Here is a 12,525-nt window from a genome sequence, read left to right as displayed (position 1 = left end):
CTGCATTTTTAAATGTCTTTTCAAATGAAGAATGACATCTAGTTGGTAAGCAACACACAGTTGGCATTGAGGGTAATAACTGTCGTTTACGGCACAAAGTAAGGCGAGCGTTTAGAAAAACGTGTTGCTTTTCTAAAAGTATGTTTTATCACAAGAAAGTTTTTGATTTGGCTTTCTTTGATATTCATTTTAGCATTGTTTAGTTTTACAGCACACTTTTCAGGACGCCACCAAGCATGGAAAGATGTCCGCCTAACCGAATTAAGTAACCAAAAAGAAATTCTGAAAACATATTTGGAAGAAACATTCAAAGAACGCAGAGAAATGATTGATGGTTTATTTGATGCGTTAGACAAAGGCATGGATTCGGGCAATATGGACGTTATCAATGCTGCGATTGATGGCATTATCAATATTTCCAAAGATTCTCCATTGCAAAATGTGAATAAAATTATACACGCTATGAAAGACAATGACACAAAAGTCATTAGCTTTTAATGAGTAAGTTAGAACCTTTTCCCTGTACTGCTTGCGGATTGTGCTGTAAAAAAAAAGTGCATTTAAGCGGACAAACATCATGGCTAAATCGTGGCGATGGTGTTTGTCGCTATTTTGATGAGCAGACAAATTTATGTACGATTTATGAACAGCGTCCTTTGGTTTGTTGGGTGGAAGAGTATTATCTGCAACACTTAACGCAGCACTATTCTTGGCAAGAATTTGTGCGTATCAATCTAGAAGTATGTCAGCGATTTCAATCTGAATGTGATGTAGATTGAATGATGTAAACAAAAAAACAGCCTGCACTTTGTATTCAATCCAAAGTGCAGGCTGCTTTTCCTATTATTTGCAGTTAATCCCTTGCATTTGCGGCGGATTGCCATTACTAGTCGGGATTTTACAGCTTGTGCCGTTGCTGCCTGTTACCACAACCACCAGTTTGCCACCGTTTTGCGTGCTGCTAATGCTCAGCGGTTCGGCTGCGCCCATACCGACTGATGCGTTGGTAATATTGGTCAAAAAGCCTGCATCGCTAATGCCAGAAGTGTTGCTGCTGATTTGTGGCTCTTTTGCCATCGCAAATGGTGCAAGCATTGCCAAAGTGCAGGCTGCTAATAAACGAGATGTGGTGTTTTTCATTTGTGATTCCTTTCTGTGGAATAATTGGTATAAGTGCATCTTACTGCAATTTTCTGGCAAAACCGCAATCTTTACACGATTTTGAACAACAAAGCACGCAAAGCGCGGCTGTTTTCCAACAAATTTTCGTGCGCTGTGCCAGTTATAGCGCAATCCATCAACAAGATGCCGTTTGGGCGTTTTTGATGCAAACTGGGGCGAATTTGAGCTGGCATAAACGGCAAATCATAGTGTGCAGCAAATTGTTCGGCGCGTTGGTTAGCAAGGTGCAGCATGGGCGCGAGTCGTACATTCAAATGAAAATGGCGCACGTTTAGCACAATGATTCGAGCGGCAAACCAATCGGCTTCATCAGTAAATTGAGCTGGGCTGGCTTGGCTAAAATCGTGGCGACTGGCAGCAATCAGCATGGCAACGGTGCGGATTTCGGGCAGCATGGCTTCGCTGATTTTATCGTTGTGGGCAAAATCCAGATTGTGTTGCGCCAATAAATCGGTGCGATGCGCGTTGCCGTCGGTAAGCAAACAGCATTGGCGCAGGGATTTGATTGCAGGTGTAATTGGGTCAATAAGAGAGATGGCTTGCATGATGATTCCTTTGTAAACATAAATAAATGCTGTGGCGGAAATTCGGTCATGCGATAAAACGGCAAAAAAAAAACCGCCACAAAAATCGGGGCGGTTGTTTTGATAGCAAAAGTGGTTATCCACGTGCAACAAAGCTGTACCGCACCGAAGTGGGGTACCAATAATATGAACGTGTGAATAAAGCGTTTTGCATGATGTAAACTTTCTGTTAAAAGATGTAGCGAATTTTAGGACTGCGATAATGGGTTTGTCAAGCATTGTTCAACATATAGTGAATTAAATTTAGATTAGTACCGCGTTGCCAACTCCCTTATGTACTAGATGTACACGGCGGTCGTTGTCGCCTTGTCCTAATCTAAATTGAATCCACTATAAAAAGTGCAGGCTGCTTTTTAACGTGAAAAAGCAGCCTGCAATTTGTTTTATTTACTGATTTACTTCTTTGCAAAGCCCTGTGATTGCAAATACGCCAACGCATTCGGGCGCACTTCGCCACGCAAATTGGCGGCAATTTGTTGCGACCACGTCAAATCCATATTGCTGCGCGTCAAGTAATATTGATGTACCACTTCATCGTATTGTGCCAATTCGTCTGCGCTGGCTGGGCGATAACGGTTTTCGCTCACCACTACCGTTGCAGGCAAGCGCGGACGCTGTACAGGCTCTTGCGCTGGGTGTCCCAAGCACATACCAACCATGGGCATGACGCCGTGTGGCAAGTCCAACAATTTGCTAATCGTGGTCATGTCGTTACGCAAACTGCCGATGAACACGCCGCCCAAACCCAATGATTCGGCTGCCAACAACACATTTTGCGAGAAAATGCCCACGTCCACCGCGCCTGTTAGCAAGACTTCTGTCCACTCAATTTGCGCGTCTGGCACAAGTTGGGTGTGGCGCGCGGTGTCCACGCAAAACACCAGAAATTCGGCGCAGTTTTCAACATAATGATGACCGAGTTTGCCTTGATAGGCATTGGCGCACACTTCGCGGATTTGGGCGCGAATGGCACGGTCAGTAACGCGCACAATGCTCACCGCCTGCATAAAGCTAGACGTGGAAGCCATTTGCCCTGCGTGAATAATCGCGTCAAACATTTCGGCAGAAATCGGCTCATCGCTGAATTTGCGGATAGAGCGGTGCGCGAATGCGGTTTCCAGAGTGGGTTTGCTGTTTAACATAGGGTAATCCTTTGTGTGGGAAAAGCAGCCTGCATTATTTTTGTTGGGTCATGCCAACCTACGACTACGGCAACATTAAAAATGCAGGCTGCTTTTGGTTTTAAATAGACGGCACAACTTCGCTGCCATCTGCGCGTAAAAACTTCGGTAACACTTGGTTTTCAATCACATTTTTGTTTACGACCACGGTAGCAACATCGTCCAAAGTCGGCAACAAATACATCGTTTCCAGCAAAGCGCGTTCCATAATAGAGCGCAAACCACGCGCCCCTGTTTTGCGTTTCATTGCCAACTGCGCGACCACTCGCAACGCATCATCATCAATTTGCAATGCTTTGTTTTCCATGGCGAACAAGGCTTGATACTGTTTGACTAGCGCGTTTTTCGGCTCGGTTAAAATGCGAACCAACGCCACTTCGTCCAATTCTGCCAACGAAGTCAGCACAGGCAAGCGACCAATCAATTCAGGGATTAAGCCAAAACGGATTAAATCTTCGGGTTCAACCTGTTCAAACAGTTCGCTAATGCGGCTGTCTTCGTCTTTGCTATGCACATTCGCGCCAAAGCCAATGCCACCTTTTTCGGTGCGCTGACGAATCACTTTGTCCAAACCTGCAAACGCGCCACCGCAAATAAACAAAATATTGCTGGTGTCCACCGCGATAAATTGTTGATTGGGATTGCGGCGACCACCTTGTGGCGGCACATTGGCAACCGTGCCTTCAATCAGTTTAAGCAAGGCTTGTTGCACGCCTTCGCCCGACACATCACGCGTAATAGACGGGCTGTCGCTTTTGCGCGAAATTTTGTCAATTTCATCAATATAAATAATGCCTTTTTGCGCTTTTTCCACGTCAAAATCGCAGTTGCCCAGCAGTTTGGTCACAATGCTTTCCACGTCTTCGCCCACATAGCCCGCTTCGGTCAGCGTGGTTGCATCTGCCATCGCAAACGGCACATTCAAATGTCGCGCCAACGATTGCACCATATAAGTTTTGCCCGAGCCAGTCGGCCCAATCATCAACACATTGGATTTGGACAATTCCACTTTGTCTGCCGTATCGGGTTGGCGCAGGCGTTTGTAGTGGTTATACACCGCCACCGCCAGCGATTTTTTCGCTTGTTCTTGCCCGATAACGTGTTCGTTTAATTGCGCGACCAGTTGCGCTGGCGTGGGTAAGGGCGTGTTGTCTTGTTCGGCTTTGGTTTTGCCTGTTGATGTCGTTTTCGCTTTGGATTCGTCTTGCAACATCGTGTTACAGGCTGCTACGCATTCGTTGCAAATAAACGAATCTTCGCCTTCAATTAACATTTTGACTTCGTGTTCGGCTTTGCCACAAAACGAGCAAGCGTGTTCTTTTTTGTTCATATTCTTTACTTTTGGTTGATTAAAATTCGCGTGATTATAACGCAAAACGGTTTATTGAGATGCGAATGTAGCCATTATATAAAGCAGCCTGCACATGGATTAAATGTGCAGGCTGCTTTTTTATAGGGCTATCCAGAACACTTCGTATTCAAATACTGTTCAAATTTGGTTAATAATTCCTTGCCCCCTACCCGCATGATTGGCGTAATCATTGCCGATAAATGGCTTTTGTTGGTGCGATTCTTTTGTTTTGCACACCAATAAATGAGTTAGTTGATTGCTCTGTTCTGCTGCAAATTTACTATCTACCAAGCCAATCCACAAAATCCATTGTTCACGATAGCGCAAAATCATCAGTAGTTGCGCGGCAACGGTAATCACCGTTGTCATGCCGTCCAAGCCTGTGGAGCTGCCGCCTGCTGCGTTGAGTGCTTGCACAAACAGCAAAGTGCTAACCACCAGCGACACCACCAACGCAATCCAGCCCTTTGCGCTTAATTTCTTGGCGCGAACCGCTTCGCCTGTGCCGTCTTTTTGCAAATGCTCTTTCCAGACAAAATAGCCAATAAATTGCGATAGCAAATACACATACAACACGGTATTCATTTCGCCCAAAAAATTGGCTTTCCACGCCACATAAAAATAGGTATAGGCAAAAATTAAGCCAAACAAATAATTAACCATTTTGCCTTTGCTGACCAAAACCACACAAATAATGCCCGATATGCCCGAAATCATAACAAGCCACGAATCGGGTTGCTGCCAATATGCCCAACCTTGCGCTGCCAAAAACGCCGCCAGCCAAAATAGCTCAAACGGTTTCTAGCCGCTGCATAAGTCGTTCCACAAGGCTTTTACATCATTTGAATAGTTCATGATTTTCTCCTATGAGTGGTTATTTTGTAAGCTATTCTACCTTGTAATTTTACTGTGCGACAACGTTAATCGTGTCTTCCAAAGCAGCCTGCATTGTGTTTTAATGCGTTACCCATTTTCCACAGGCTTATTCAATATGCTCAACATTCAATCGCTGTATTTTTCTTATGACGACCGCATCGTGTTGCACGACATCAACGTGCAGTTAGACGAAGGTAGCATCACAGGTTTAATCGGACCAAACGGCGCAGGCAAATCCACGCTAATGCGCTGCATGGCTGGCTTGGAAGTCCCCAGCGATGGCGAAGTCTTTTTAAACGGCAAACCGATTTTGGACGACCCACGCGCCAGCTTCGCGCAACTGGGTTATTTGCCCGACTTTTTTGGTTTACCGCCCGATTTAAGCGTGATTCAATGCCTGACTTATGCCGCCAAATCACGCGGTTTGCCCGACAACAAATTGGCGCAAACCATTGGCGAAACGGTAGAACTATTGGGCTTGCAAGACAAGCTCTATCACAAAATCGGCGCGTTATCGCGTGGACAAAAACAGCGCGTTGGCATTGGGCAAGTGATTGTGCATCGTCCCAAATTTTTGCTGTTGGACGAACCTGCCAGCGGTTTAGACCCCGAAGCACGACACGAATTATCGTTACTGTTGTTGCGACTCAAAGCTGAGGGCATGACGATTTTGGTATCCAGCCACATTTTGTCGGAGCTGGACGAATATTGTACGCATATGCTGGTGATTAAATCGGGCAGAATCCAAGCGCACCAAGCCTTGAACGCTGCTGATCCCATCGCCCAAACGCAACAAACCATTACGCTGCACTTTGTTGGCAATGCGCGAGATTATTTGCCAATCGTGCAAGCCTTGCCCAATGTGCAGGCTGCTTTGGTGCAGGAAAACAACGCGCAAAGTTTGTTGGTAACACTGCCCAATGGCGATGATGTGCGCGTTGCCCTGTTGCGCGATATTGTGCAGGCTGCTTTGCCATTGAGCGAGGCGCAGCGCGTCAAAACCACGATGTTGCAAAGCTATCAAAACAGTTTAAACACCGCCAAGAAAGGTGAAGCATGAAAAAAGTAATTCAAGTCCCCAAAATTTATGTAAACGCAGAATTTCAACGCCTGTTGTGGCTCAACTTTGGTTGGGGGCTGCTGGCGGGTATTGTGCTAATGTACGCGCTGTTTTTGCTGTCGGCGGACTATGGCGATGAATATTGGCAAAGAAACTGGATAATGATTGGCTCGGGTGGCATGGGTTTTGCCGCGATTTCGGCTTATGTGTTGATAGAACGCAGTCTAAAACAAGACATCGCGTCCAACACGTTTGACCAGTTGCGAATGTCGGCATTGTCGCCATGGCAAATGGCATATTCGCGGATTTTGGTTGCGCCGATTATGTCGTGGATTGCCTTTGCGATTGGCTGGCTCATCACGCTGGCTTATTTAGCCGTAGCAAAAGAAAACTTTGTTTCTATTGAAGGTTTTTCTATGATTATTTGGTTGCCGATGACGGCGTGGGCGTTTGCGTGCGTGGTGTTGATTAACGCGCTGTCGGCAGGTCGCGGCAATAGCCAATGGTCGGGTGCAGCGGTGCAGCTTATTTTGCTGTTTAGCGTGTGTTCGGTGTTTATGGGTTATTTTGCAGACGCGCTCAACGGAGTCCGCAAAGTACATACATGGGCAGACATTGCTTTTTTGTATTTTAACGATGGTATTGCTTCAATCCCTACTTGGGTCAAAACATGGTTTTCCACGTTATTGATTACCGCGTTTGCCAGCGTGGGCGCGTGGGCAGCAATGGCGCAACGCCTGCATTTACGTCTTGTTCGCCATGTGTTTTTGGGCTTATCGCTGGCATCGCCATTGGTTTTGATTTGGGTGATGTTGATTAGTGGCACGGCAGCGGCAATCACTATTGCGTGGTGTTATGCTGTTGCGTCTATTTTGTCTATCGCGTGTCAAAAACAAAGCGTGGAATCGCTGCAACAAGGTTTTGAATATTTGCTTGAAGGGCGCGTGCAGGCTGCTTGCTACACTTTGCCAGCGTGGGTATTTTTATTGCCGATTGGTTTGCTGTTCGCTTTTGGGCTTGATTTACAAGTTGCGCTGGTGTTTGCGCTGCACATTATTTTGTTTGCTGCATTGGTGCTGCTGGCAACCAGTTTGCGTAGCCGTTACAACAGCATTACAGCAGCAATGGTGTGGTATTTGTTGGCGAATATGCTGTGGGCGTTTGCGACTTAAAAAAGCAGCCTGCACTTTTATCATCTATATTGATTGACGATTTTTATTGAAAGGAATCCCCATGACAAAAAATTACCAAGCCCCAGACCAAAACGGTTTTTTTGGCGAACACGGTGGCGTATATGTTGCCGAAACGCTAATCCCAGCTTTGCAAGAATTGGCCGAAGCCTACAATCAAGCGAAAAATGACCCTGAATTTTGGGCAGAATTTCGCCACGATTTAAAACATTATGTCGGTCGTCCTAGCCCTGTTTATCACGCCAAACGCTTGTCGGAACATTTGGGCGGCGCACAGATTTGGTTGAAACGCGAAGATTTAAACCACACAGGCGCACACAAGGTAAACAACACGATTGGTCAAGCCTTGCTCGCCAAACGCATGGGCAAAAAGCGCGTGATTGCGGAAACGGGCGCAGGACAACACGGCGTAGCAAGCGCAACGGTAGCAGCACGTTTTGGTATGGAATGCCACGTTTACATGGGCGCGGACGACATTCAACGCCAAGCCCCCAACGTGTTCCGCATGAAATTATTGGGCGCGAATGTGGTGGGCGTGGATAGTGGCAGCCGCACACTGAAAGACGCGATGAACGAAGCCATGCGCGAATGGGTGGCGCGTGTGGACGATACGTTCTACATCATCGGCACGGCGGCAGGCCCTGCGCCGTATCCTGAAATGGTGCGCGATTTCCAATGCGTGATTGGCAACGAAGCGAAAGAGCAAATGTTGGAAGCGATTGGCAGGCAGCCTGATGTGGCGGTGGCTTGCGTGGGCGGCGGCTCAAATGCGATTGGCTTGTTCTATCCGTATATTGGCGAAGAAAATGTGCGTTTGGTGGGCGTGGAAGCGGGCGGACACGGTGTGGATACGCCTGAACACGCTGCGCCGATTACGTCAAAAGCACCGATTGGCGTGTTGCACGGTTTCCGCAGCTATTTGATGCAAGATGAAAATGGTCAAGTACTGGGGACGCATTCGGTTTCGGCAGGTTTGGATTACCCTGGGATTGGGCCTGAACACAGCCATTTAAACGACATCGGGCGCGTGGAATATCATGCGGCAAATGATGACGCGGCGTTGCAAGCATTTGATTTGTTGTGCCGATATGAAGGGATTATCCCAGCGTTGGAAAGCTCACACGCGCTGGCTTGGGCGGTGGCAAATGCGCCAAAAATGAGCAAAGATGAAGTGATTTTGGTGAATTTGTCGGGGCGCGGCGATAAGGACATCAACACGGTGGCGAAATTGAAAAATATTGAGTTATGATAAAAAGCAGCCTGCACTTTATTTTGTGCAGGCTGCCTTGTCCTATTCCCGATTTTTTGCTACCATGCGCCCTGCATTAAGAGTTGGAACTTCCATGCCAACCTGCTGTTGTACAGTAAGGTGGACGGTTTAACAAACCGATGTGGCTTTGGGTTTTTATCCCAAGCAATCCAAACCCGCTTAATGCGGGCATTTTTTTATCTATACGAATGCCAACATATCAAGCCTAATATAGTGAATTAAATTTAGATTAGTACAGCGTTGCCAACTCCCTTATGTACTAGCTGTACACGGCGATCGTTGTCGCCTTGTCCTAATCTAAATTTAATCCACTATATGGTTTGATATGCCCAAATACTTTTTTTGTAACCATTTCATTTATAGAGAACATCATGAGCGAATATTTATTCACATCAGAATCGGTGTCAGAAGGACACCCAGACAAAGTAGCCGACCAAATTTCAGACGCGATTTTGGACGCAATTTTCGCACAAGACCCCAAAGCGCGTGTGGCTGCCGAAACTTTGGTAGCGACCGATTTATGCGTATTGGCTGGCGAAATCACAACCACCGCAAAAGTGGACTACGAACAAGTGGCGCGTGAAACCGTCCGTAAAATTGGCTACAACGACCCAGCATTGGGCTTTGCTGCCGACACATTCAAGCTGGTGTTGAACTATGGTGAACAATCGCCCGACATCGCACAAGGCGTAAACGAAGGCGAAGGCTTGGATTTGAACCAAGGCGCAGGCGACCAAGGCTTGATGTTTGGCTATGCTTGCGATGAAACGCCCACGCTGATGCCGTTTGCCATCTATTACAGCCACCGTTTAATGCAACGCCAAAGCGAAGTACGCAAAAGCGGTTTGTTGCCGTGGTTGCGCCCCGATGCCAAAGCGCAATTAACGGTGGTATATGACAACGAAACAGGTCGCGTAACGCGCATTGACACAGTGGTTTTATCTACACAACACGATGAAAGCATTAGCCACGAAGATTTGTGCGCGGCGGTTAAAGAACACATCATTTTCCCTGTGTTGCCTGCCGATTTAATCACGCCCGAAACCAAATACTTCATCAACCCGACAGGTCAATTCATCATCGGTGGCCCACAAGGCGACTGTGGTTTAACAGGTCGTAAAATTATTGTGGATACTTATGGCGGTGCAGCTCCGCACGGTGGTGGCGCATTTTCGGGCAAAGACCCAAGCAAGGTGGACCGCTCTGCCGCGTATGCAGGTCGCTATGTGGCGAAAAACATTGTCGCGGCTGGATTGGCATCGCAATGTCAAATCCAAATTTCGTATGCGATTGGCATTGCCGAGCCGACTTCCATTTCTATTGACACGTTTGGCACAGGCAAATTGAACGAAGCCGAATTGATTAAATTGGTGCGCGAACATTTTGATTTGCGCCCCAAAGGCATTATTCAAATGTTGGACTTGTTGCGTCCTATTTATTCTAAATCGGCTGCGTATGGTCATTTTGGCAGAGAAGAGCCTGAATTTACTTGGGAAAAAACCGACAAAGCAGCGGCATTGCGTGCTGCGGCTAAATTGTAATTACGCATTCTAATGGTCTGTAAAGTGCAGGCTGCTTTTTCGCAAGCAGCCTGCACTTTTTCTGTTAAAATGCGCGGATTTTACTTTAACTATTGCGCTGCATTTAGTCGTAGGTGGGGCGCGACCCAACATTGAACTAATTTAACCATTGATAAGTTTTGTTGGGTCATGACCCAGCCTACAAAATGCCATCTTGAATTGAAACGACTAAAAAAAGCAGCCTGCACATTCAATCAACCCTAAACAAACTATGAAAAACATTAGAAATTTCTCCATCATCGCCCACATTGACCATGGCAAATCTACATTGGCTGACCGCTTTATCCAATACTGCGGCGGTTTGGATTTGCGTGAAATGAGTACACAAGTACTTGATTCTATGGATATTGAAAAAGAACGTGGCATCACGATTAAAGCGCAAACGGCTGCCTTAAATTACAAAGCCAAAAACGGCGAAATCTACCAATTAAACTTAATTGACACACCCGGACACGTGGACTTTTCCTATGAAGTGTCGCGTTCGCTGTCCGCTTGTGAAGGCGCGTTGTTGGTGGTGGACGCATCGCAAGGCGTGGAAGCGCAAACGGTGGCGAACTGCTACACGGCGATTGATTTGGGCGTGGAAGTTGTGCCAGTGCTGAATAAAATTGATTTGCCAGCCGCCGACCCCGACCGCGTGTCGCAAGAAATTGAAGACATCATCGGTATTGACGCGGTGGGCGCGGTAACATGTTCGGCAAAATCGGGCTTGGGCGTGGAAGACGTGCTGGAAGAAATCGTGGCGAAAATTCCTGCACCCGAAGGCGACTCCAACGCGCCATTGCAAGCCGTGATTATTGACTCGTGGTTTGACAATTATGTTGGCGTGGTGATGTTGATTCGTGTGAAAAACGGCACGATTAAATTGAAAGACAAAGTTCAATTTATGGCGACCAAAGCAGAAACGCAAGTGGAACAACTGGGCGTATTCACACCGAAATCGGTTCAAAAACAACAATTAAGTGCTGGCGAAGTGGGTTTCCTGATTACGGGCGTAAAAGAACTTGGCTCGGCAAAAGTGGGCGATACGGTTACGCTGGCGAATAATCCAGCCGTCGCGCCGTTGGCAGGATTTAAGGAAGTGCAATCGCAAGTTTTCGCTGGTTTGTATCCTGTGGAAAGCCACGATTACGAGAATTTGCGTGATGCCTTGGAAAAATTGCAACTGAATGATGCTTCGTTGAAATTTGAGCCTGAAGTGTCGCAAGCGTTGGGTTTTGGTTTCCGTTGCGGATTCTTGGGCTTGTTGCATTTGGAAATCGTGCAAGAGCGTTTGGAACGCGAATTTGACATGGATTTGATTACGACTGCGCCGACTGTGGTCTATGACGTCGTGTTGAAAAATGGCGAAAAAATTGAAGTGGAAAATCCGTCCAAATTGCCCGATATTGCCACGATTGATACGATTTTAGAGCCGATTATCACGGCGACGATTCTTGTGCCACAAGATTATGTGGGCAATGTGATGACGTTGTGTAATCAAAAACGCGGCGTTCAACGCAATATGCAGTATTTGGGTCGCCAAGTGATGCTGACTTATGATTTGCCGATGAATGAAGTGGTGATGGATTTCTTTGATAAATTGAAATCTACTTCGCGTGGTTATGCGTCGTTAGACTATGAATTTAAAGAGTTTCAGCCGTCTGATTTGGTAAAATTGGACATTATGGTAAATGGCGATAAAGTGGACGCGTTGAGTTTGATTGTGCATCGTCAAACTTCGGTGCAGCGTGGGCGTGAATTGGCAAGCAAAATGCGTGAATTGATTCCGCGCCAAATGTTTGATATTGCGGTTCAGGCAGCGATTGGCGGTCAAATCATCGCGCGTGAAAACGTGAAAGCCTTGCGTAAAAACGTGTTGGCGAAATGTTATGGCGGCGATATTACGCGCAAGAAAAAATTGTTGGAAAAACAAAAAGCTGGTAAAAAACGCATGAAGCAAGTGGGTAATGTGGAAATTCCACAAAGCGCGTTTTTGGCGATTTTGGAGATTGGGGATAAGTAAACAAGTCAAAAAGCAGCCTGCACTTTAGTTAAACACAAAGTGCAGGCTGCTTTTGATTAGGGGCTGTCCTAGATAACTAGGATAAACTCGATTTTAGGGTTAAAAGACAAAATGGTTGTTTTTTACCACACCTAACCTGCCTAATTAGAAAAATAATCTTTAATAAACATAGTTTTATTCTCTAAATTTAGGCCAATATGGTGGTTCAAAGCACTTTTTAAACCAGCAAAACGACTTTCCAATAAA

The 12,525-nt window shown here is 46.4% G+C and carries 12 protein-coding genes, 1 pseudogene and 1 riboswitch; of the genes and pseudogenes, 8 read left to right on the top strand and 5 right to left on the bottom strand.

The genetic code is table 11. The features are described from left to right. Positions 1-38: 38 nt before the first annotated feature. From BQ5809_RS10410 to BQ5809_RS11595, 3 genes and pseudogenes are all read left to right on the top strand, one after another. Positions 39-203, top strand: a pseudogene (locus tag BQ5809_RS10410) (IS1 family transposase); the annotation flags it as partial. Next, entirely contained in the window at positions 163-498 is a 336-nt protein-coding gene (locus BQ5809_RS06685; RefSeq protein ID WP_071461634.1) for a hypothetical protein, read from the top strand. The pseudogene BQ5809_RS10410 and the gene BQ5809_RS06685, both read left to right, overlap by 41 nt. Continuing rightward, positions 498-779, top strand: coding sequence for a YkgJ family cysteine cluster protein (locus BQ5809_RS11595; protein ID WP_072141384.1), 282 nt, complete (start codon positions 498-500; stop codon positions 777-779). Before BQ5809_RS06685 ends, BQ5809_RS11595 begins: the two co-directional genes overlap by 1 nt. A gap of 64 nt (positions 780-843) precedes the next feature. Here the strand turns inward: BQ5809_RS11595 and BQ5809_RS06680 are convergent, their stop codons facing one another. The 5 genes from BQ5809_RS06680 to pnuC form a co-directional block, all read right to left on the bottom strand. Next, the gene (locus tag BQ5809_RS06680; protein WP_003786397.1) at positions 844-1,140 is read right to left on the bottom strand and encodes a hypothetical protein; all 297 of its coding nucleotides are present in this window, start codon (positions 1,138-1,140) and stop codon (positions 844-846) included. A gap of 71 nt (positions 1,141-1,211) precedes the next feature. Then, entirely contained in the window at positions 1,212-1,727 is a 516-nt protein-coding gene (locus BQ5809_RS06675; RefSeq protein WP_032827366.1) for a hypothetical protein, read from the bottom strand. 434 nt (positions 1,728-2,161) lie between these two features. Further along, on the bottom strand, positions 2,162-2,908 hold the full coding sequence (nfsA, locus tag BQ5809_RS06670; protein WP_003786393.1) for an oxygen-insensitive NADPH nitroreductase: 747 nt from the start codon (positions 2,906-2,908) through the stop codon (positions 2,162-2,164). A gap of 100 nt (positions 2,909-3,008) precedes the next feature. After that, positions 3,009-4,277, bottom strand: coding sequence for an ATP-dependent Clp protease ATP-binding subunit ClpX (gene clpX / locus BQ5809_RS06665; protein WP_003786391.1), 1,269 nt, complete (start codon positions 4,275-4,277; stop codon positions 3,009-3,011). Positions 4,278-4,436: 159 nt separating this feature from the next. After that, positions 4,437-5,066 (bottom strand): nicotinamide riboside transporter PnuC, encoded by a 630-nt coding sequence (pnuC, locus tag BQ5809_RS06660; protein WP_003786388.1) that lies wholly within the window; start codon positions 5,064-5,066, stop codon positions 4,437-4,439. Between the two features lie 190 nt (positions 5,067-5,256). Between pnuC and BQ5809_RS06655 the strand changes: the two genes are divergently transcribed. From BQ5809_RS06655 to lepA, 5 genes are all read left to right on the top strand, one after another. Next, positions 5,257-6,234, top strand: coding sequence for an ABC transporter ATP-binding protein (locus tag BQ5809_RS06655; protein WP_003786386.1), 978 nt, complete (start codon positions 5,257-5,259; stop codon positions 6,232-6,234). Beyond that, positions 6,231-7,406, top strand: a complete 1,176-nt coding sequence (locus tag BQ5809_RS06650; RefSeq protein ID WP_003786384.1) for a hypothetical protein — start codon at positions 6,231-6,233, stop codon at positions 7,404-7,406. Before BQ5809_RS06655 ends, BQ5809_RS06650 begins: the two co-directional genes overlap by 4 nt. 61 nt (positions 7,407-7,467) lie before the next feature. Continuing rightward, positions 7,468-8,673 carry a tryptophan synthase subunit beta gene (trpB, locus tag BQ5809_RS06645; RefSeq protein ID WP_003786383.1) on the top strand — a complete coding sequence of 402 codons (1,206 nt, stop codon included), beginning with the start codon at positions 7,468-7,470 and terminating at the stop codon, positions 8,671-8,673. Positions 8,674-8,741: 68 nt separating this feature from the next. Beyond that, positions 8,742-8,857: riboswitch (SAM-I-IV-variant riboswitch) on the top strand. Positions 8,858-9,065: 208 nt separating this feature from the next. After that, a complete protein-coding gene (gene metK, locus BQ5809_RS06640; RefSeq protein WP_003786379.1) occupies positions 9,066-10,235 on the top strand; it encodes a methionine adenosyltransferase in 1,170 nt (389 codons plus the stop codon). 250 nt (positions 10,236-10,485) lie between these two features. Then, the gene (lepA, locus tag BQ5809_RS06635) at positions 10,486-12,279 is read left to right on the top strand and encodes a translation elongation factor 4 (protein ID WP_003786375.1); all 1,794 of its coding nucleotides are present in this window, start codon (positions 10,486-10,488) and stop codon (positions 12,277-12,279) included. The last annotated feature ends 246 nt before the right edge of the window (positions 12,280-12,525 follow it).

It is taken from the genome of Kingella kingae ATCC 23330 (assembly GCF_900111845.1).
GTDB classification, from domain to species: Bacteria; Pseudomonadota; Gammaproteobacteria; order Burkholderiales; family Neisseriaceae; genus Kingella; species Kingella kingae.
This window is presented reverse-complemented; position numbering and strand designations above follow the sequence as displayed.